Annotated in this window: 18 protein-coding genes; 12 read left to right on the top strand and 6 right to left on the bottom strand. The window is 40.2% G+C overall.

Translation table 11 applies throughout. The features are described from left to right. The first annotated feature begins 160 nt into the window (after positions 1-160). The 5 genes from C0V77_RS02200 to C0V77_RS02180 all read left to right on the top strand — a co-directional run bounded on the left by C0V77_RS02200 (position 161) and on the right by C0V77_RS02180 (position 7455). Positions 161-2671 carry a cation-translocating P-type ATPase gene (locus C0V77_RS02200; RefSeq protein ID WP_101724669.1) on the top strand — a complete coding sequence of 837 codons (2511 nt, stop codon included), beginning with the start codon at positions 161-163 and terminating at the stop codon, positions 2669-2671. Positions 2672-2835: 164 nt separating this feature from the next. Continuing rightward, positions 2836-4584 (top strand): GMC oxidoreductase, encoded by a 1749-nt coding sequence (locus C0V77_RS02195; protein ID WP_101724668.1) that lies wholly within the window; start codon positions 2836-2838, stop codon positions 4582-4584. A 15-nt stretch (positions 4585-4599) separates the two neighbouring features. Then, positions 4600-5235, top strand: a complete 636-nt coding sequence (locus C0V77_RS02190) for a gluconate 2-dehydrogenase subunit 3 family protein (protein WP_101724667.1) — start codon at positions 4600-4602, stop codon at positions 5233-5235. Between the two features lie 278 nt (positions 5236-5513). After that, positions 5514-6434, top strand: a complete 921-nt coding sequence (locus C0V77_RS23000) for a hypothetical protein (protein WP_101724666.1) — start codon at positions 5514-5516, stop codon at positions 6432-6434. Continuing rightward, entirely contained in the window at positions 6415-7455 is a 1041-nt protein-coding gene (locus tag C0V77_RS02180) for a hypothetical protein (protein WP_101724665.1), read from the top strand. Before C0V77_RS23000 ends, C0V77_RS02180 begins: the two co-directional genes overlap by 20 nt. A 110-nt stretch (positions 7456-7565) precedes the next feature. Here the strand turns inward: C0V77_RS02180 and serA are convergent, their stop codons facing one another. The 5 genes from serA to ubiE all read right to left on the bottom strand — a co-directional run bounded on the left by serA (position 7566) and on the right by ubiE (position 11958). After that, positions 7566-9455, bottom strand: coding sequence for a phosphoglycerate dehydrogenase (gene serA / locus C0V77_RS02175; RefSeq protein WP_101724664.1), 1890 nt, complete (start codon positions 9453-9455; stop codon positions 7566-7568). Positions 9456-9511: 56 nt separating this feature from the next. Next, positions 9512-10042, bottom strand: coding sequence for a DinB family protein (locus C0V77_RS02170; protein ID WP_101724663.1), 531 nt, complete (start codon positions 10040-10042; stop codon positions 9512-9514). Positions 10043-10205: 163 nt separating this feature from the next. Further along, positions 10206-10415 carry a membrane protein insertion efficiency factor YidD gene (yidD, locus tag C0V77_RS02165; protein WP_101724662.1) on the bottom strand — a complete coding sequence of 70 codons (210 nt, stop codon included), beginning with the start codon at positions 10413-10415 and terminating at the stop codon, positions 10206-10208. Positions 10416-10418: 3 nt separating this feature from the next. Next, positions 10419-11066: a porin family protein gene (locus tag C0V77_RS02160; protein WP_158237868.1), complete on the bottom strand. Its 648-nt coding sequence runs from the start codon at positions 11064-11066 to the stop codon at positions 10419-10421. 163 nt (positions 11067-11229) lie between these two features. Further along, positions 11230-11958: a bifunctional demethylmenaquinone methyltransferase/2-methoxy-6-polyprenyl-1,4-benzoquinol methylase UbiE gene (ubiE, locus tag C0V77_RS02155; RefSeq protein WP_101724660.1), complete on the bottom strand. Its 729-nt coding sequence runs from the start codon at positions 11956-11958 to the stop codon at positions 11230-11232. Positions 11959-12334: 376 nt separating this feature from the next. On the opposite strand from ubiE, the gene C0V77_RS02150 reads away from it, so the two are divergent. The 7 genes from C0V77_RS02150 to C0V77_RS02120 all read left to right on the top strand — a co-directional run bounded on the left by C0V77_RS02150 (position 12335) and on the right by C0V77_RS02120 (position 20193). Next, positions 12335-13039, top strand: a complete 705-nt coding sequence (locus C0V77_RS02150) for a hypothetical protein (protein ID WP_101724659.1) — start codon at positions 12335-12337, stop codon at positions 13037-13039. Positions 13040-13448: 409 nt separating this feature from the next. Then, positions 13449-16256 carry a response regulator gene (locus C0V77_RS02145; RefSeq protein ID WP_101724658.1) on the top strand — a complete coding sequence of 936 codons (2808 nt, stop codon included), beginning with the start codon at positions 13449-13451 and terminating at the stop codon, positions 16254-16256. A gap of 111 nt (positions 16257-16367) precedes the next feature. Further along, complete coding sequence (locus C0V77_RS02140; protein WP_101724657.1) at positions 16368-17342, top strand: polyprenyl synthetase family protein; 975 nt, start codon at positions 16368-16370, stop codon at positions 17340-17342. A 6-nt stretch (positions 17343-17348) separates the two neighbouring features. Further along, complete coding sequence (locus tag C0V77_RS02135) at positions 17349-17966, top strand: rhomboid family intramembrane serine protease (protein WP_229236179.1); 618 nt, start codon at positions 17349-17351, stop codon at positions 17964-17966. Between the two features lie 2 nt (positions 17967-17968). Further along, positions 17969-18820 carry a LytTR family DNA-binding domain-containing protein gene (locus C0V77_RS02130; protein WP_101724656.1) on the top strand — a complete coding sequence of 284 codons (852 nt, stop codon included), beginning with the start codon at positions 17969-17971 and terminating at the stop codon, positions 18818-18820. 173 nt (positions 18821-18993) lie between these two features. Continuing rightward, the gene (locus C0V77_RS02125; RefSeq protein WP_101724655.1) at positions 18994-19425 is read left to right on the top strand and encodes a DUF2141 domain-containing protein; all 432 of its coding nucleotides are present in this window, start codon (positions 18994-18996) and stop codon (positions 19423-19425) included. Positions 19426-19470: 45 nt separating this feature from the next. After that, entirely contained in the window at positions 19471-20193 is a 723-nt protein-coding gene (locus C0V77_RS02120) for a hypothetical protein (protein ID WP_101724654.1), read from the top strand. On the opposite strand, the gene C0V77_RS02115 is transcribed toward C0V77_RS02120, so the two are convergent. Then, positions 20194-20991 carry an amidohydrolase gene (locus tag C0V77_RS02115; RefSeq protein ID WP_101724653.1) on the bottom strand — a complete coding sequence of 266 codons (798 nt, stop codon included), beginning with the start codon at positions 20989-20991 and terminating at the stop codon, positions 20194-20196. Positions 20992-20993 lie beyond the last annotated feature (2 nt).

Here is a 20993-nt window from a genome sequence, read left to right as displayed (position 1 = left end):
GCTTTTATTTGGTGTCAGATGCAATTGGCCGGTCTTGTCTATTTATGGTTTGCGTTATTTTTTTGGCAAAGCTCATTTAGCAGATTCAGAAAGGCTCCTTTAATTATCCGATTAATCTTTAGCCTGTGCCCCTTGCCAACTATTGAAAACTAACCTGAATATGCCTGCAAATAATTTTAATATACAAGGGTTAACTGATGAGCAAGTACTAAAAGCCAGAGAGGCTTATGGTATTAACCAGTTAAGCTATAAGAAAGAAAACACATTCTTAGAAAATCTGCTGGGTATTTTTAAAGAGCCTATGCTCATTCTTTTACTGGTAGCCGCTTCTATTTATCTCATAAGCGGTAACGTGGGTGATGCGATTTTTATGACCTGCGCTATTATATTTCAGATTTCCATTTCTTTATATCAGGATTCAAGAAGTAAAAATGCACTTGAGAAACTGAAGGCGTTGTCGCAACCCAACTGCAAGGTTATCAGAAACGGCGAAATTGTTGAGATAAAAAGCGAATCGCTGGTAGTTGGTGATAGTCTGGTGGTAGAAGAAGGCACACTGATTACCGCTGATGGGGTTATTGTTCATTCAAATGATTTTTCAGTCAATGAATCTATACTGACGGGTGAGTCGGTGGCAGTGCTTAAAGATAAAACCACAGAAGATCACTTTGTTTACAGCGGCACAACGGTAGCAGGGGGTCTGGCTGTGGCAACTGTTACCGCTATTGGTAACGAAACCAGGCTGGGTAAAATTGGCAGTAGCCTGGAAGGCATAAAAGAAGAAAAAACACCATTAGAAAACCAGATTGCCAATTTTGTAAAAAAAATGGCAATGCTTGGGGCAGTAGTTTTTGTAATTGTGTGGGCCATTAATTTTATAAATACGCAACAGGTGCTTCATAGCCTGTTGCAGTCGCTCACGCTGGCCATGAGCATTCTGCCTGAAGAAATACCCGTTGCCTTTACCACTTTTATGGCTTTGGGCGCCTGGCGATTAATGAAAGAGGGTATTGTGGTAAAACAAATGAAAACCGTTGAAACCCTGGGTAGTGCCACGGTTATCTGTACCGACAAGACGGGTACGCTTACCGAAAACAGAATGAGCCTGGCAAAATTATACCTTTTGTCGGCAAACAGAATATTTGAAGCAGGCGATGTTTTGAACGAACAGGAAAAAGAACTCATGGCTGCGGCCATGTGGGCAAGTGAGCCTGTTCCTTTCGACCCTATGGAAATAGCGCTGCACAATGCCTATGGTGAGGTGGCGGCCATTGACGAACGCCCGGATTATCGGCTGGTTCATGAATACCCTCTGAGTGGTAAGCCACCCATGATGACACACATTTTTGAAAACAAGGCCGGTATAAGAAAGATAGCGGCCAAAGGTGCCCCCGAAGCCCTGATGAGCATTTCAGGCTTAACTGACGTTGAAACGAAACAGATTAATGAAGCCATAAATCTTTTGGCCGCCGATGGTTACCGTTTGCTGGGCGTAGCCGTAACCGAACACCCCGGTGATGTTTTCCCTGCTGCGCAGCAAGACTTTAAATTCAGTTTCAAGGGCATTGTGGCATTTTATGACCCACCAAAACCTAACATAAAAGAGGTTTTGGAAGGTTTTTATAAGGCCGGCATTGATGTAAAAGTAATTACCGGAGACAACTCGGCAACTACGGCATCAATTGCCAGGCAAATTGGCTTGAAAGGATTTGAAACCAGTATTACCGGCGACGAACTAATGGCTTTGACAGAAGATGAACTCAAAAAGAGTGTAATGGAGAACGCCATATTTACGCGTATGTTTCCGGAAGCTAAACTTAAAATTATCAATGCCTTGAAAGCCAATAACCAGATAGTGGCCATGACAGGCGACGGCGTAAATGACGGCCCGGCTCTGAAAGCGGCACATATCGGTATATCAATGGGAAAAAAAGGAACCGAAATAGCTAAACAGGCGGCGTCTTTGATTTTGCTGGAAGATGATTTGTCAAAAATGGTAGATGCCGTGGCCATGGGCAGAAAGATTTACGCCAATCTTAAAAAGGCTATCCAGTATATCATATCCATTCATATTCCAATAATTCTTACCGTGTTTATACCATTGGCGTTGGGGTGGGTGTATCCCAATATTTTTTCGCCGGTTCATATTATTTTCCTTGAAATCATCATGGGGCCCACCTGCTCAATTATATATGAGAACGAGCCAATGGAAAAAAACACAATGATGCAAAGGCCAAAACCAATGTCTGTTACGTTTTTTAACTGGAAAGAGTTATCCACCAGTATTGGGCAGGGATTAGTTATCACTCTGGGTACGCTGTGTACCTATGTATATGCCGTTCAGAACGGATACAGCGAAGCCCTGACCCGAACCATGGTTTTTACGGTTTTAATAACCGCAAATATTTTTCTGACGTTAATCAACCGTTCGTTTTATTACTCTATACTTACAACGCTGAGGTACAAAAATAATCTGGTTTTATTTATAGTCTCAATTACAACTTTTCTGGTAATGCTTATGCTATATTTAAAACCAGTTACAGTGTTTTTCGGGTTTCAGAGTCTTAACGCTTATCAGCTAATGCTCGCCATGCTAACGGGCTTTCTTTCTGTTATCTGGTTTGAAATCGTTAAGTGGTTCAAAAGAATGAGCAAGAACCGCGCAGGGTAAAAAATTTATTCCCCGGAATCATAAAATAAGTAAAAACTGCCCGGTTATATCTTGTAACCTGTAGCGTTTGATACTTTGCTATTTAATGAATTTTTTATCAAAAAAATTACTACATTTAAAGCTCGAAATTATATCTCTTAATATCTATTTACGACCAATTAAACATGAACCTGTTTGAAATTAAAGAGCAACCGAAAGTCTACGATGTTGTTATTGTGGGCTCAGGTGCAGGTGGTGGTATGGCGGCATACCAGCTTACTAAGGCCGGAGCAAAGGTTTGCTTGCTTGAAGCGGGTGGATACTTTGATCCCGCTGACCCTAAATACATTACGCAATTAAAAAATCCTTGGGAGTCTCCTCGTCGCGGTGCCAGCACACGTACCCGTCCTTTCGGTGATTTTGATGCAGCCTGGGGAGGTTGGGATATTGAAGGCGAGCCTTACACTGCTATGCCCGGCACTCAATTCCGTTGGTTCCGCTCAAGAATGTTAGGTGGTAGAACCAACCACTGGGGACGTATCTCTATGCGTTTCGGTCCGGACGATTTCCGTAGAGGCTCTATGACAGGTATTGGTGACGACTGGCCTACCAGCTATGAAGATTATGCACCCTATTATGATAAAGTAGATAGATTAATCGGTTTGTTTGGTACTAAAGAAGGTATCCGTAACGAACCCGATGGTATATTTTTACCACCGCCCAAACCACGTTTGCACGAGCTGATGTTGAAGAAAGCGGCTACAGGTATTGGTATTCCGGTTATTCCATCGCGTATGGCCATGCTTACCAAGCCTATCAACGATTCACGGGGTGCCTGTTTCTATTGTGCACAATGTGGCAGAGCCTGCCAGGCGTATGCCGACTTCTCGTCGTCGTCAGTGTTATGTATTCCTGCCGCTAAAACAGGTAACCTGACACTGATTAACAACGCGATGGTAAGAGAAGTGTTGACAGACCCTAACACTGGTCTTTCTACAGGTGTTTCTTATGTAAATAAACTTGATTTAAAAGAGTATTCAGTAAAAGGTAAAATAGTTATTCTGGCTGCCAGTACCTGCGAAACCGCACGTATTATGCTTAACTCTAAATCGTCGAGATTCCAGAGAGGTATAGCCAACGACAGCGGCATCATCGGTAAATACCTGAACGACTCAACAGGTGCCAGCCGCTCGGCATTTATTCCTGCTTTGATGGATCGTAAACGCTACAACGAAGACGGTGTAGGTGGTATGCACGTATTTACGCCTTGGTGGGAAGATAACAGCAAACTGGATTTCCCGCGTGGTTACCATATTGAATACGGTGGCGGTATGGGTATGCCGGGCTTTGGCTTTGGTGGTGGCATTGAGCGTGTAAACGGGCTTTTCCCTGATAAAAACGGTAACAAAAGAAAAGCGGGCGGCTATGGCTCACGTCTGAAAGAAGATATCCGCCTTACTTATGGGGCTTATATTGGTATGGCAGGCCGTGGAGAGCCTATTCCGTTAGAATCAAACTATTGTGAAATTGACCCGAACGGTGTTGATAAATACGGTATCCCAACGTTACGTTACCACTACAAATGGAGCGAAAACGAAATCAAACAAGCCAAACACATGCAGGATACTTTCGAGCAGATTATCCATGCCATGGGTGGTATTCCGTTGGGTAAAAAACCTGATGCCAGCAATAATTATGGTTTGGCTCAGCCGGGTGAGATTATCCACGAAGTAGGTACGGTTCGTATGGGTAACGACCCTAAGAAATCAGCTCTGAATGGCTGGCAACAAGCCCACGATGTAAAAAATCTGTTTGTGGTAGATGCTGCTCCGTTTGTATCGCAAGGTGATAAGAACGTTACCTGGACCATCCTGGCGAGCTCATGGCGCACTTCTGATTATATCATTGAACAGAGAAAAGCAAAGAACATCTAAAACCATTTTCAAGACATGAAACGTAGAGATACACTAAAAGCACTTTCATTGAGCTCGTTGGGAATGGCCGTTTTACCAACCACCGACCTCGTAGCGGCTCCACCGGAACCAAAACCGTTTAAGACTACTCCGGCGCGTATTCCGGAAGAAATAGAGAGAGATAAGAAAATAATGGCTGATAAATTCCTGACGGCGTCAGAATTAGCCACTATTGCCATATTGGTTGACATCATTATTCCGGCCGATAGCAAATCAGGTAGTGCCACGCAAGCCGGCGTACCTGCTTTTATCGAATTTATCGTAAAAGATATGCCGCAATACCAGACACCTATCAGAGGTGGTTTAAAATGGCTGGACAACCAGAGCGGCAAGCGCTTTGGCAAAACTTTTGCCCTGATTACGCCTGCACAACGCATTGAGATTATAGAAGATATAGCGTATCCGGACGATGTAAAACCGGAGTTCAGCCAGGGTGCGATGTTTTTCTCACAAATCAGAAACCTCACTGTAACCGGCTTCTATACCACCCGTATGGGCTTTGATGACTTGGGTTACATGGGTAACACCCCTAACGAATGGAAAGGCGTACCACAGGATGTATTAGACAAATACGGCCTGAAATACGACCCGCTCTATGATAAACAAGACTGATAATCATAAGCCATATATTAACAGAAAAGCCCTGAGAGAATTTCTTTTCAGGGCTTTTCTGTTATATGTAAGATTTTGCTAGTATTGTAAATAGTCTTTAATAAGAATTTAAGTATTTTCCTGCCATGAATCATTAAGTAAGGTGCTGTATTATAAAGCAAAACATAAATGTGTAATCTAGTAAGCTATACCGGAAAATAAGAAAATTTGTTTTCTGCCCAGTAAATTATTATTATTGAAATACCTAAACTCGTTGTATTATTAAAATTATTTGGGTCTTGAAAAAGTATATTCCAAATCTAATTTCAAAAGAGTACAAGATACTTCCAGATTATTTTAAGGAATCTAGCCTTGAAAAGAAGTCTAATCCATTAGATGTTTTTAAAAGCGCTTTAGCCATCATCTTCTTTTTTTTCTCTTTTGTAACTATTGCTATTCATTTTATATTTAGTCTATTACTTTTTCTTATTGGTTTCATCATTTTACCTTGGGGTAGTAGCTTCTTGGAAAAAAAAGTAAGATTTGATTTTACCACTTCTCTTAAACTGAAGGTAATAGGATTTATTTCAATATTTACAATATTTACTGGAGACCAATTTTTTGATACTATAGCTGAAATAAATGAGCGAAATCGTAAAGTAGAATTGAAAAGTATTGCCGAACAGCAGGCAATTAATAAAACTGAGAGATTAAGGAAGGATAGCCTTGGATTTTATATTAGTTATGCACATTTATATCAAAAACAAAAGAAATATAAAAAAGCGATTAACCAATTAGTAAATGCGCAAAAATTTGCTAGAAATAGTGAAATTGATCTCATTTATATTGGGTTAGCAGAAGCTTATTTTGAAGATAAAAACTTTAAAAAAGCTAATGAAAATTATGATAAGCTATCTAATACTAATTCTGAAATTTATTACAAAAAAGGTATTTGTAACAATAAGATTGGTAATATTAGAATTGCACTGGCAAATTTTAAACGAGCTTCTGAATTAGGGAGTGAAAATGCTGATAAGGAATACAACAAATTAAATCCTATGATTAAGTATGTTGTTGATTATAGAACACTTTGTTGTGATGGGACATTTAGTCCATCAAATGCAAAGGGTAGAGGTGCTTGTTCACATCATGGAGGTGTATGTAATTGGAATTCACCAGTTTACGAAACAAGAAGAAAATATGAAATATCCAATTTTTAGTGAAAAACCATTGAAAAAGGCAAGTTTTGCACAAAGATTTTTGAAACAGAAGCCATTAGAAAATGCTTTAATTGAAGTAAATAACTTATTCGCTAATAAAGATGTCGGTGAAATTACGAAAAATGAAATTGAACTAATATCAGTCAAGTATAAAATAAATATACTAAGAGATTTTAGCTTAAATATGGAAGAGTTTTATGCTGTAATACTTAATTATAATTTACAAGATAGAAAATTAACTAAAAATGAAATAGCGGATTTAGAGCATATAAAGTTTATTTTGGAATTGGACGAAAAGAATATTGAAACCATTTCTCATCTACTTGGTAAAAGTATTTATAAGAAGAGTTTTGAAGAAGCAATAGAAGACGGTAGACTATCAGAAAGGGATAAGCAATTTTTATTGGAACTAGAGGTTACCCTTAATTTGCCTAAGGAAATGGTAAATGATATATATAAAAATGTAACTGAGAGTTTCTTTGAAAAACTTTATACTAAAATCATTAAAGATCATAGAGTTAGTCCTGAAGAAGAGAATGAAATTCTTCAAGTCGCCCAAAGTTTAAATATTACTATTTCAAACAATGTTAAATCGACTATAAAAAGGCTAAAGGAGTATTGGAGTTATGAAAATCTTGGATTGCAAATTGTTACTACTTCTCACAAAATTCAGAAAAATGAATACTGCTATTATTTGATTGAGAATTCTTCATGGTTCGAGGAACGTGAATCATTAAAAAAGATTTACAAATACTCTAAGATTAATATGCAAAATGAAATTTCAAGTCAAAATCTTAAATTTATAGATAGGGGCGCAATTCTTCTGACTAACAAAAGAATTGTTTTTATTGGGATTGAAAAAACATCAAGTATACACCTTGAAAAAATACTTAATACCAACAAATACAAAGATGGAATTGAAATTGATAAATTAACAGGGAGAAGCCCAATATTTAAAATAAATGAAGACTCTACTATTTTTGAGATTATTTTAAATCGATTAATAACTGGGAGGTATTAAATTATTTGGACGATTTATCTATTATTTCTTGAGACATATTATTGTGTGAACGAAAATAGCATCCGCCTATTAATTAAGCAGATGCTATCTATTATCAATAATAAGGATTATCAATACAACATCCTGAACCGTATTGTCTCCTCAATATCTTTAATCTCCTGTAAAAAGGCATCGGTATAGCCTTTGTCTATATCCATAATTACGTAACCAATTTTCTCGTTGGTTTTCAGGTACTGGCCATTGATATTGATGGCATGTTTGGCAAAAATATTATTGATTTTAGCCAGAATACCCGGTACGTTTTTATGAATATGCAACAAGCGATGCGAGTCTTTCAGCAGCGGCAATTGCAGCTCAGGGAAGTTGACACTGCCCGTGGTGCTGCCGTTGTTCATAAATTCCAGCAAACGCTCAGGTACATAATGCCCTATGCTCTCCTGTGCCTCTTCTGTACTGCCGCCGATATGTGGGGTTAAAATCACGTTCGGCAAGCCTCTTAATTCATTAATAAACTCTTCATTATTGGTTTTTGGCTCGTATGGGAACACGTCTACGCCAGCACCGGCTACTTTGCCTTCTTTAATGGCTTCTACCAACGCAGGTACATCTACCACATGCCCACGGGCTAGGTTCAGAAATATCACACCCTTTTTCATTAGTTCAAACTCGCGCTTGCCAAAAATATTGGTGTTGTCTTTACGGCCGTCTATGTGCATACTAACCACATCGGCTACGCGTAGTACCTCTTCCAGTGAGCGGCATTTTTTGGCGTTTCCAATAGGCATTTTATCTACTATATCATAGAAATACACTTCCATACCCAGTGCCTCACCAATTACTGATAATTGAGTACCTATATGGCCATAACCAATCAGACCCAGTTTTTTACCACGTACCTCAAAGCTGTTATTGGCCGATTTATCCCATTTACCGGCATGCATACCAATGCTTTTCTCAAAAATATTCCGGATAAGCATTATCATTTCACCCACAGCCAGTTCAACTACCGAACGGGTGTTGCTGTAAGGCGCATTGAAAACAGCTATACCTCTGTCGGTACATTCCTTTAAGTCGACCTGATTGGTGCCAATGCAAAATGCCCCGATAATCATTAGTTTATCGGCATTTTCAAGTACTTTTTTAGTAACGTTGGTTTTTGAGCGGATACCCAGTATAGACACCCCTTTTATTTTCTCTGCGAGTTCGGCTTCATCCATCGCACCTTTGTGAAACTCAACATCAAACCCTTCAAATTTGAAAGATTCAATGGCTACCGGGTGTACATTTTCTAACAAAAGTACCTTAATGCGGCTCTTGGGATATGACTGGCTGCGAGGCAGTTTGTTCAGATACAAAAACTCATCGAGCGACGGCACCACGTGGTCGGCTATGGCCACTACTTTTTCACGCTCTACATTTTCGGTAAAGGCATAAAAGCGGTTGGCAAGGCCAGAAGCTCTCAGCTCATAGTCGGTGTAACCGTCACCAATGGCATATACGTCGCCCTCCAGATTCAGCGAACGCAGCAGGTTTACTTTACCATTGGCATGTGCCAGCACGTTGTCGTTGTCAACGCCAATAATGTTGCCTTCTGCATCAAAAACAAAGTTATTGGCATATACTTTGTCTTCTCGTAGGCCCATGGCAGTTACCACAGGTACAATAAACTCTTTAAATCCGCCTGAAATTATCAGAATATTATCGGCATACTCACGCAGGAATTTCTCATTTCTCTGAAAAGAGTCAGATACCTTGGTATGCAGTAAGTCAACAAGTTTATCAATATGGCTGCGGTTAGCGCTTAGTAACTCTATTCTTTTGTGCAGGGCTTCGCCGAACGAAATTTCGCCGTTCATGCCCATTTCGGTTAGTTTTCTTATTTCGCCTACAATTTTTTCCTGATTGGCATTACCCATCAGGGCTATATTGGCTAATTCGTCAAGCCCTTCTACTTTAGTAAAAGTACTGTCGAAATCAATTATAAAATACGGATTGCTCATGGATAACAAAGTCTCTTAAAAATAGGTATTGATGTTAAAGCCTGATTAATTTAGGTTTATTGCGGATTTTGCAACGCAATCTTGATATGCTCCAGATGGTGTTTACTGTGCCAGGCTCCCATGTGTAAGGCCTGCGCTAATGTTACATTCATTTGCCGGCCTACATGAAAAAAGCTCTTGTTGAAGTCGGCGGGCGACATTGATTTCAGCAGGTGAACCCAGCGTTTATGTGTAGCTTCCAGTAGTAGCAGGGCATCTGCAAGCGGTACGGTTTCTACCTCCGGATTATTCGCCCAGCCATTTATATTTGAGCCGTATCCCTGTGTATTATCTTCACAAAGCGTTTGTTTAAAACGGGCAAAATGAAGGATATGCATATCTGAAATATGCACCACTATTTTATGAATACTCCAGGCGCCTTCGCGATAAGACTGCGCCAGTTGCTCTGCCGACAGATTTTTAGTCAGCTCGGTATATTTAGCCGGATATTGCTCTATAATGCTTACGTTCTGGGCCATTTCTTCTTCAGAATATAGCTCTTCGGGTTTCCATTTGCCAATCGGGAACTGGCGCTCTTCGAGAGTCATTGCTTTAGGGAGGTTTTGTTGCAGCTCAAATTTACAGACTATTTCAGACCTAAAAACGAGCTAAGCTATTGATTTTCAATAATTAAACGAAATGTCAAGATTATTCTTGATATAATGCAAAATATCAATAGTTGATGAAGAAGAATGCAAATATAGTAATTTTTCAGGGAACTGGGTCATAACCATGGCCTCCCCAGGGATGACAACGGCCTATTCTTTTGACTGTCAGTAAAAGGCCTTTAAAAAAACCATGTTTCTGAAATGCTTCTACCGAATACTGAGAGCAGGTAGGTGTATAGCGGCATGAGGCCGGAAACCAGGGAGAAATGCCTGCCTGATAAAGACGAACCAGAAAAATGGCGATGTGCTTCATGAGCTATTCGAATAAAAAGTATAAAGTAACTGTATGCGTAGTGAGCCTGTCGATGCCTTCCATGGTTGTGCCGGCAGCGGAAGATCGATTTACCAGATTGGCCAGGCCATGAGAAAAATGCAGCTCTGGTGCAAACTTAAAATACTCTCTGAAAATCTCAAGCCCGGTGCCGTATTCCAGGCTGAAATCGCTGGCTTTTGAGTTAAACTGCGTGGCATTTCTTCTCTTAATGGGGTTGGTTTCTATGGCATATCTTACCCCGCCAAAAACATACATACGCACGTTACCACGTCTTAAAGACTTATACTTTACCATAAGGGGGAGTTCGAACCAGGCGCTCTCGCGTGATTCCTTTCTCTCTTCAAACGGGGGGGTAGAAGCCGGGTCTATGTATCTGATATCAATTTTTCTGTTATACAGGGCTACTGTGGGTAAAATCCTGAAATCAAAGTAATCGTTGAGCTGAATGTTGGCCACTCCTCCCAGTTTCAAGCCAATGGTAGTCGGAGAAGAAACTGCATAATTGTTATTGGCTGAATTCATGAAGTAATTGTTGAACTTCATGTTCAGGTGTGTAAAAGGAATGCCAACAAAATAGCCAAATTTAACGGTTTTGGCATCATAGTCAGCCTGATAGATGCGTTTATTCATTTGCGCCCGGGCAGGCAAAAATAAACAAACCGCTATAAGAAGGCACGCCATTCTAAACAGAAAGGCTTTTTTTTGTGAGGTAATCAGGGTTAGTGAAAAGGATACTTGGTAATTTTTCATTCAAACAAAAGAAAAGGAATCATCCATAATTCTGAAGCACCCGTCAGGCCTTTTTCTTGCCGATATAGACCGTACAAATGCCAAAAGTAAGAGGCACACGTCTGGTTTCTGAATAGCCGGCCCGCTGAAAAACACGAAGGAAATCGTCTCCTTCAGGAAATGCTTTGACCGACTCAGGCAGATAACTGTAAGCCGCGTTGTCTTTAGAAATTATTTTCCCGATTAAGGGTATAATAGTAGAATTATAGAACCAATATAGCTGCTTGATTATGGGTGCTTTTGGTTTTGAAAACTCAATGATTAAACAGGTGCCGCCGTCTTTAGTAACACGATACATATCGGCAAGCCCTTTTTCAAGGTTTTCAAAGTTCCTTACTCCAAAAGAAACGATAACGGCATCAAAAGTATTGTTTTCAAACAGTAATTTCTCTGAGTCGCCGCTTCTGAGTTCAATTACCTTGTCAAGGCCCAGCTTCTTCATTTTTTCGCGACCCATAGCCAGCATCCCTTCAGAGATGTCTACACCTATCACTTTTTCCGGCTTCAGTTGTTTTACGGCTTCAATGGCCAGGTCACCGGTGCCGGTAGCAATATCCAGAATTAATTGTGGTTTGGCCGAACGAAGCATTGAAATGGCTTTTTTTCGCCACCAAACATCAATGCCCACACTCAATAAACGATTCAGCAAATCATATTTTGGCGAAATGTTGTCAAACATCTCAGCAATTTGCTCGCGTTTTCCTTGTTCTTTTTCTTTATAAGGTACTACCATGTTCTAATCTCCGGAAATCTTTATACAATAACAAACAACAAAGGTACAATCACAATTCCATATTAGATAGATTTTAGGCTGATAAATGCGTTGCGGGCCTAAATTATTTCAAACAAAAAAATAACGGAATATCCCACAAAAAGGTATGTCCGCCATACCTTTTCAGCCGTCAAAAACTACATATAAACGCTTAAAATTTTACTATATACGTACCCGGGTGTATGGGCAACTCTGAAAAGTTTTTGCCATTTTTTTTTGTTTTTTATTGGCCTGACATTCAATAAGATACAATTTTTTATGCGCTTTTGTTAGCTGCCAGTTCCAACTAATGTTTTTCAAACTGTATCCCTGTAACAAACAAATCCAATAAAAAATCATGAAAAAAATCATTTTAAGTGTTGTTTCGGTAGCTATTTTATTTGCTTGTTCAAAAGAAGAAACCACCACCCCACAACTATCGCTAAACGACCAGTTTAATGTTTCTGCTGAAGGCTGGAGCGCCGACTTTGCAGATTATCCGATTGGCCAGGAAACGTTCTACGAATTGACAACCAAAAAAGATGCTAAATTACCTGCGCCTCTTGATACCCTCAAAAAAGGATTCAGGATTTCAGGAAACAACCACAGCGACGACCTCTTCATGTTTCTAACCAAGAAAATGACCGTACCTAAAGCCAACCAGTTTTACAAAGGTACATTCGAGGTTGAATTTGCATCTAATGCACCAGATGGTTCGGTAGGTGTTGGCGGGTCGCCGGCTGAAAGTGTGTATGTAGGTATTGGCCTTACTTCAACAGAACCGAAAAAAGTTGCCAATAATACTACCAAGAATTATGAGATGAACATCAAGAAAATGCAACAGGCTACCAGCGGAGACGACATGAAAGTAATTGGCAATGTAGCCAACGGAACCACCGAAAGCAAGTACAAGCTGGTAAAAAGAACCGGAGAGTTTACCGGTAAGTCTGATGCCAACGGTAACATTTGGGTAATTGTAGGAACTGACTCAGGTTTTGAAGCTACCACAACACTTTACTACACACAAATTAAAGTAGATTTAAAAGAAGTAACATCTAAGTAGTAATTCTGGCACGGCAGGGCATCTGCTCTGGTTAATGATTTCAGTAATTTGCATTTATGGATATTGTTTTTTAGAAAACTTTACGATAAATGTCTTTCGGTAATTAAAAAAACACAGGCCCGGCAAACGTTTGCCGGGCTTTTTTATGCTGCCTGGTTTATGTACGTATAATAATGTTTTTTTTGATAAATATTTATTTAGGCACATTTGTTGCTGTAAATAAAAAAATATGAAATATGGTAGAAAATGATTTGTTTTTTTACTCGTATTTTTCAATAAGATTTTTTTACTTGTATTCAGATACCGGCTTGGAAGCATTTAATTCAGCAGGATTGTTGTTTGAATTATTAAGTACTTAAAACTTGTGAAACCGGTTATGACAAAAGGCCTGAAACTATTTATAAGGTAGATGATTAGTTGTTTTCGGTACATCAACCAATGCTTAGCATTAGCCCTGACAGGCGTTATCTTATTAGCGCTGTCTTCTTTTGCATTTGCACAGCCTTTTAAATCTGGTGAATTAGATTTACGTAAAGCAGATTTTTCTCACAATAATAATCATATAGACCTTTCAGGCGAATGGGGCTTCTACTGGAACAAGCTGTTACCCCCCGGGCAGGCAACCAATACCAGGCCTGATTATTACGTACCGCAAACTACTATCTGGAACAACCTGAAACAACTGGGTGAACCATTCAAGGCATTTGGCTACGCCACCTATACACTTAAAATTTATATAGACCACAAGAAAAACCCGCAGATATCTTTTTTTATACCGGCAGCTTATTCAAGCTATAAAATATGGATTAACTGTCAGGAATTTTCTGAAAACGGGGTGGTGGGTACTTCTAAAGAAACCTACAGACCTTACTGGCTGCCGGTTAAGAAGATGTATATGGTGCAGTCGGACACCCTGAATCTGGTAATGCAGGTGGCAAATTTTGACCATTACCGCGGTGGTTTTTCGCAGCCAATCATACTGGGCAGTAATCAGTACTTGGAAGACTTCTGGATAAGCGAGCTTTCGATAGTGCTTATTTTGACAGGCATTCTGCTGATGGTTACTTTGATTTTCTTTGGCTTGTATTTTCTTGGGCAGAAAGATCCAATCATTATTTACTTTGCTCTTTTTTGCTTATTTTACATATACAGGCTTATTGGTATCGACAAAATTTATTATATAAATCAGGCTATTCCTGGCATTGATTTCAGAATTACTTTCTTCCTCGAATATTTTACAATTTTTATTTGTATTTACCTGTTTTCAACATTCCTAAAAGCCTTGTACCCGGGAAAAGATTTGGTTATTGATGCCGTGAAATTTATTTGCGGTGTTTATATTATTTCGCTTGTGGTATCGCCCATTTATTTTATATCTTACATTTCTCAGTTTTTCTTTGTTATAGTTCTTTTTTTGGTTCTTTACATTTCATTAAAGGCTCTGGCAGCATTTATAAAAAAGAAAAGAGGGTCAACCTTTTCTCTTTTGAGCATGTCTTGCCTGGGTTTAGCAATTACCTTAAATATTTTTGCATATTTCGGATACATTCAGCCATCTTCGTATTATTTGTTTTTTGGTTATTTCGGGTTTATATTTTTCCAGACACTCATTCTTGCATTTAGATTTGTTAGTTCATTCAAAAAAGCTAGAGAGCAGGCTGAACAAGCCGCCAAGGCCAAGTCGGAGTTTCTGGCTAATATGAGCCATGAAATCAGGACACCTCTCAATGGCGTTATCGGTTTTACTGATTTGCTGATGAAAACCAAGCTGGATAAAACCCAGCAACAGTATATGTCTACCGTTTTTCAGTCAGCCAATACATTGCTTGATATCATTAATGATATTCTGGACTTCTCTAAAATTGAAGCAGGCAAGCTGGAGATAGTGGAAGTAAAGGCTGATATTCATGAACTGTTAACCCAGGTTACAGATATTATTACTTTTCAGGCCAGCCAGAAAAGCCTGGAAGTATTGCTCAATATTCCGGCCAATGTACCCAGATACATCTGGGTAGATGTGGTTCGTTTAAAACAGATTCTGGTAAATTTGCTAAGTAATGCGGTTAAATTTACGGAAGTTGGCGAAATTGAACTTAAAGTTGAACTATTAAGTGATTTACTCATTAACCAGAAAAAATTCAGGTTCACCGTAAAAGATACTGGCATTGGCATTGCACCACAGAATCGGGAACGGATTTTCCAGGCGTTCTCGCAGGAAGATTCCTCTACCACCCGCAAGTTTGGAGGGACAGGTCTGGGGCTCACTATCTCCAATAAATTACTTGCTCTGATGCACAGTGGCCTGAAAGTAGAAAGCGAGCTGAACCGTGGGACAACTTTTTATTTTGACCTGAAGCTTAAATCAGAAGCAGGTGGGGCTGACGAATGGGAAAACCTGGATTTGTTTAAAAGGGTTTTAATTGCGGACGACAATAAAACGAACCGTACCTTGTTGAAAAGTATGCTCGATTTACGTGAAATCAGCTATGAAGAAGCAGAGAACGGTCAGGAAGTATTAGAGATGCTAGAAAGAGGTAAAAAGTTTGACCTGCTCATTATTGATTACCACATGCCGTTTCTGGATGGCCTCGATACCGTGCGCATTTTGCGGCACGAGCCAAAGTATCATGCCAGAAAGCTACCTGTGATGCTGATTTACAGCTCAAATAATCATGAATACATCAACTCCGAATCTGAGAAATTGCATATCAGGCAAAGGCTGGTGAAACCTGTAATTATGCAGAGGGTATTTGAGGCAATGTCGAAAATAGCAACGAAATCAATTGAGGAGGTTCAAAAGTCTGATACACCCAACCCGCTGCAATATACCGACTCACGAAGCCTGACCATATTAGTGGTGGAAGACAACAAAGTAAATATGCTTTTTGCCAGAACCATCTTTAAGTCGGTTTTTCCTTATGGCAGAATTTTAGAGGCCGAAAACGGAAAATTAGCCGTAGACATCTTTAAGGCTGAAAATCCGGATATAGTATTTATGGATATGCAAATGCCTGAAATGAACGGGCTGGAAGCAACCCAGGTGATTCGTGAAATGGAAACCCCTGAAAAACGGGTACCGATTATAGCCTTAACCGCCGGAACAGTAAAAGGTGAAAAAGAAAAATGTCTGGACGCCGGAATGGATGATTACATAACCAAGCCATTTGTAAAAGACACAGTAGTTAGGGTTATTCAGAAATACCTGGGTGGCGAATAGCGTTTATCTGCTAAACCATTGCAATTTACAGGCACTCACACTTTATATATGCCTGCAACTTGGTAGTGTTGCCAAGTTTAATTTATTTTGTTGCTCACTTCTACAAAAAAGATGCCCACAAATATTTTTTTTAGCGCCATTGAAAGCGAAATCAGTCATCTGAACTATGGCGAGAGCCCGGCGGAGTTGTATCAACCCATTGATTATCTGATGTCTATCGGCGGTAAGCGGATACGCCCTTTACTTACGGTTATGGCTACCCATATATTCTCAGATAACTGGCAACAAGCCATTCGCCCGGCCATTGGGGTAGAGGTATTCCATAATTTCACCCTGATGCATGACGACATCATGGATGCAGCCCCTTTAAGGCGTGGAAAACCAACTGTTCATGAAAAATGGAACCCGAATGTGGCAATTCTTTCTGGTGACGTAATGCTGATATGCGCCTATGAATTACTGACTGACGTTAACGACCTTATATTTAAGCAGGTAATTAAAAGATTTAACCGCACAGCAGCCGAAGTATGCGAAGGCCAGCAGCAGGATATGAACTTTGCTACCCGTAACGATGTAACGGAAGAGGAGTATATTGAAATGATCAGGCAGAAAACCTCTGTTTTATTGGGGTTTGCGCTTGAATTAGGTGGAATGATAGCCAAAGCTGACAAAACCACCACAAAATTATTGTTTGAAATAGGTACCAATCTGGGTATAGGGTTTCAGCTGAAGGATGACATACTGGATGTGTACGGCGACCCGGAGAAATTTGGCAAACAGGTAGGCGGAGATATTATTGAAAACAAAAAAACGTTTTTATTGATAGAAGCACTTGCACAGGCCAAGGGTAGGGCAGAAGAGAAAGAATTGCACCAATGGCTTGCAGCCCCGGTTTTTGATAAAAATGAAAAAGTAAAGGCAATAACTACCATTTATGATTCGCTTGGTATCAGGCAACTGGCTGAGGCCAGAATGAACGATTACTTTAATAGAGGGTTGAAAGACCTTGAGAAACTGGAGGCTCCGGCTGAAAAGAAACAGCCCCTGCTTGAATTGATACAAATGCTGATTGAACGCGAAAACTAAACCATAATGTCTATAACCATTGTTATTATTATTGTTACGTCGGTAGTAAGTATTGCTGCATTCAGCAATAGTAGATTGACGTACCAGTATATTCTTAATCCTTATACAGTACACCGCCGCAACGAGTGGTGGCGATTGCTCACCTCGGGCTTTTTGCACGGCGACTTCGGGCATTTGTTCTTTAATATGTTCAGTTTGTACATATTCGGCGACGGCGTAGAGGCATATTTTGGCGCTATATTTGGTGCCAAAGCCGGATTCTTTTATTTGTTACTTTATTTGACGGGCATTATAGTCGCCAATTTACCAGATACTTTCAGTAAGAAAAATAACTCGGGTTACAATGCGCTTGGTGCATCGGGCGGGGTAGCCTCGGTAGTTTTTGCCTTTATTATGTTTGAGCCCACTGCCAAAATGGGCTTTATTCCTTTGCCTCCTATTATTCCGGCCTGGATATTTGGTATTTTGTATTTATTGTATTCAAGATACATGGCTCAAAAACAGTATGACAACATTGGCCATACGGCGCACATCTACGGTGCTTTATGGGGTATTGTATTTGTTATGCTTTCATATCCGTCTATCATTACGCTATTCATCAGCAAAATTGCCAATAGTTTTTAGTAATGTTTAAAATCTTACAGCAGCCGTATCCTTTTCACCATAAGTCCGGAAAAAAACGTTTCTGGAAAAGTTTGGCAGAGGGAAGCGGCGTAGCCCTGTTTTTTATCATTTTTCAGCCTTTTGGCCTCAGCGAATGGGAGCATCCCTATAAAATTTGGGTACTGACAGGCTTTGGGGCTATTGTCAGTATCTGCACAGCTATACATCGGTTTGTGCTGCCTTCGGTTTTTCCGCGTGTCTACAATGAAAAAGTATGGGTTGTCTGGAAAGAAATTGCAGATATACTGCTGCTGCTTGCGCTTATTTCAATCGCCAATATGCTGTATTCCAGCTTTTTTTTCAGGTATGTTCCGTTTTCAGTTAGTGGCTTTCTGGTAATGTTCTTTATTGTAGCGCTAATTGGCCTGATACCCATTTCTTTCGGGGTAATGTCTAACTACATTATTCAGCTTAAAAAATACAATCAGACAATCATAGTGCAAGCAGTTAATGTTACCACAAAAGAAGAAGAAAAAGGAATTACTTTAAAACTGATAGCCGAAAATGAGAAAGATGTTTTAGAGCTGCAAGCTGACGATTTGCTTTTTATTGAGTCATCAGACAATTATTCTACTGTAGTCTATAATCAGGCACAAACCCTGCAAAAAGTTTTACTGAGAAGTAGTCTGACTCGTTTAGAGAACCAGATAAACCAGCCCGCTATTGTTCGTTGCCACAGATCTTACATTGTTAATCTTAGCAAGGTTGAAAAGGTAACCGGTAATGCGCAGGGGTATAAATTACATTTGCAACTGTTTGAATTGACTATTCCTGTAGCCCGCAAGTATTCTGAAATTGTCGATAAGCTTAAATAATCATTGCCGGTTAAAACAACCGGCTTTGTCATTCTTCCCTCAAGCCTGTCAATCTCCCCTCTGCTTTGTCAAACATCCCAAAGGATTGATAACCAGCCCTTTCATTTGGTGTCATTCATTGGCCTGATATACATTTGTGTCATCAAAAACACGAATTTAAATCAATCAATCCGATGAAGAACCTAATCAGAACCATTGCTTTTTCAACCATTCTTGGTCTTGTTTCTACTATTTCTTTTGCTCAAAACAAATATAGTATTACTGTGGTAGTAAAGGGCCTTCAATTGCGCCAGGGCAAAGTTTACGCTTCTATCACCAATGATGCTGGTAGTTTCCCGAGGGGAGGAATCAAATCGGCCATTGCAGAAGTAACCCCTGCCGGTGAGGTATCATTAAAGTTTGAGAATATACTGGAAGGTAAATATGCCATTGTGTTGTATCAGGACCTGAACGATAATAAACAGCTGGACATGAACGGAGAAATGCCGGCAGAGCCTTTTGGGTTCTCGAACGTATCTATGCTGATGGGGCCTCCGAACTTTGAACAATGCGCCTTTGATGTAAACGAAAACAAAATAATTGCTATTGGCCTGATGGCATTCTGATAAGCCTTTTTTTATTATTCTTTCAATTCAGAAAAATACAAAACTATGGAAAAGCTAATTTTCAATTTCTTTCTGGTAATACACGTTATCTGCGGATTCCTTTCTTTATCTACCGGTTTGGTAGCTATGATAGCCGAAAAGGGCAAAAAGACACATAACTTAAGCGGTAAGACATTCTATTGGGCTATGTTGGGGGTGTTTGTAACTACTATTGTTTTCTTTGTTATTTACCCCGCACAACTGAAGTATCAGTTCTTTCTTACAATAGGCATCATTAGCTTTTACCCTAATTTCTCTGGCAAAAGGTTATTGAGTATGAAAAAGGCCATTGTTCCGCAATTAATTGACTGGGTTGCTGCCTGGGCCGTGGGTTTGTGCGGTGTGGTAATGTTGGGCTATTCTGTTTATGGATTTCTGCATCCGGAAGGATTCAATGGACTGGCCATTCTTTTTGCCATCTTCGGTATAGTTTGCCTTTTTAATGCCTATGGAGATTTGAAAATTTACCTCGGGTATCAGAAACCCGAGAAAATGCACTGGTTTTTAGGGCATGGAGGCAAAATGATGGGGGCTTACTCGGCTGCGCTAACGGCCTTTTGCGTAAACATTGTACCCAGATATTTGCCTGCCGGCACACCCGCCTTTGTATTTATACTGACTTGGGTTTTACCCGGAGTGGCGATAGGGGTAGTTGCTGCCAGAATACTGAAAAAGTACAGATTGAAGTTTAATGTAAAAGCCGCGAAACCAGTTTTACAGGAAGCCTGATTAGTAAATGTTGAAACTGTCGGCATCCAGATGCGCAGGGAAGTTTCGGCGGAATTGGTCTAAAGCTGCTTTATTGAGCGTATGTTTATGTAGTATTTCGTGGTCAACTTCCCGGAATAACACTTTACCTGCGAAATCAATAACAGCCGAATGCCCTGCATGTGGAGCATCGTTTCCATCAAGGCCAACACGGTTTACTGCTACCACATAGCTCTGGTTCTCTATGGCACGTGCTACCAGCAGGGAGTCCCACGGATACATGCGGACCTGAGGCCAGTTGGCTACATAAATGAGAACATCATACGCAAGGTTGGTGTTGCGGCTCCAGACCGGGAAACGGAGGTCGTAGCAAATAAGCGGGCAGATTTTCCAGCCTTTCAGTTCTTTGATAAGCCTTTGAGAGCCACCACTATACACCTCATGCTCGTTGCCCATCCTGAAAAGGTGGCGTTTATCGTAGGTGTCAACCTGGCCATCAGGGCTTACCCAAAGCAGGCGGTTGTAAAATTTATGGTGTTCTTTTATTACCACACTACCCGTTATGACGGCCCCCGTCTGGGCAGCCATCTGCTGCATCCAGCGGGTAGTGTACAAATTCATGGGTTCTGCCACCTTAGCCGGATTCATCGAGAATCCGGTGGTAAACATTTCAGGTAATATAATTAAATCGGTAGGGGCTGTAATACCAAAAATCTTCTCTTCCAGCATGGCTCGGTTGGCTGTGGCGTCTTCCCAGTATAATTGGGTTTGCACAAGCGTAACGCTTAAATCCTGTTGGGCAGTGGTAGTTTCAGCCATCT

Origin of the sequence: Emticicia sp. TH156, from assembly GCF_002855535.1 — a bacterium.
GTDB lineage: Bacteria > Bacteroidota > Bacteroidia > Cytophagales > Spirosomataceae > Emticicia > Emticicia fluvialis.
The sequence above is the reverse complement of the archived record's forward strand: the minus strand, read 5'-3'. Positions and strand labels throughout refer to the sequence as shown.

What these genes read in the sequence shown, in the direction of transcription:
- C0V77_RS02130 (WP_101724656.1), top strand. Translation starts at nt 17,969, where the DNA reads ATGTTTAAAATCTTACAGCAGCCGTATCCTTTTCACCATAAGTCCGGA.
- C0V77_RS02125 (WP_101724655.1), top strand. Translation starts at nt 18,994, where the DNA reads ATGAAGAACCTAATCAGAACCATTGCTTTTTCAACCATTCTTGGTCTT.
- serA (WP_101724664.1), bottom strand. Translation starts at nt 9,455, where the DNA reads ATGAGCAATCCGTATTTTATAATTGATTTCGACAGTACTTTTACTAAA.
- C0V77_RS02135 (WP_229236179.1), top strand. Translation starts at nt 17,349, where the DNA reads ATGTCTATAACCATTGTTATTATTATTGTTACGTCGGTAGTAAGTATT.
- C0V77_RS02180 (WP_101724665.1), top strand. Translation starts at nt 6,415, where the DNA reads ATGAAATATCCAATTTTTAGTGAAAAACCATTGAAAAAGGCAAGTTTT.
- C0V77_RS02115 (WP_101724653.1), bottom strand. Translation starts at nt 20,991, where the DNA reads ATGGCTGAAACTACCACTGCCCAACAGGATTTAAGCGTTACGCTTGTG.
- C0V77_RS02145 (WP_101724658.1), top strand. Translation starts at nt 13,449, where the DNA reads ATGATTAGTTGTTTTCGGTACATCAACCAATGCTTAGCATTAGCCCTG.
- C0V77_RS02150 (WP_101724659.1), top strand. Translation starts at nt 12,335, where the DNA reads ATGAAAAAAATCATTTTAAGTGTTGTTTCGGTAGCTATTTTATTTGCT.
- C0V77_RS02170 (WP_101724663.1), bottom strand. Translation starts at nt 10,042, where the DNA reads ATGACTCTCGAAGAGCGCCAGTTCCCGATTGGCAAATGGAAACCCGAA.
- C0V77_RS02160 (WP_158237868.1), bottom strand. Translation starts at nt 11,066, where the DNA reads ATGAATAAACGCATCTATCAGGCTGACTATGATGCCAAAACCGTTAAA.
- C0V77_RS02195 (WP_101724668.1), top strand. Translation starts at nt 2,836, where the DNA reads ATGAACCTGTTTGAAATTAAAGAGCAACCGAAAGTCTACGATGTTGTT.
- C0V77_RS02190 (WP_101724667.1), top strand. Translation starts at nt 4,600, where the DNA reads ATGAAACGTAGAGATACACTAAAAGCACTTTCATTGAGCTCGTTGGGA.
- ubiE (WP_101724660.1), bottom strand. Translation starts at nt 11,958, where the DNA reads ATGGTAGTACCTTATAAAGAAAAAGAACAAGGAAAACGCGAGCAAATT.
- C0V77_RS02120 (WP_101724654.1), top strand. Translation starts at nt 19,471, where the DNA reads ATGGAAAAGCTAATTTTCAATTTCTTTCTGGTAATACACGTTATCTGC.
- C0V77_RS02200 (WP_101724669.1), top strand. Translation starts at nt 161, where the DNA reads ATGCCTGCAAATAATTTTAATATACAAGGGTTAACTGATGAGCAAGTA.
- C0V77_RS02140 (WP_101724657.1), top strand. Translation starts at nt 16,368, where the DNA reads ATGCCCACAAATATTTTTTTTAGCGCCATTGAAAGCGAAATCAGTCAT.
- yidD (WP_101724662.1), bottom strand. Translation starts at nt 10,415, where the DNA reads ATGAAGCACATCGCCATTTTTCTGGTTCGTCTTTATCAGGCAGGCATT.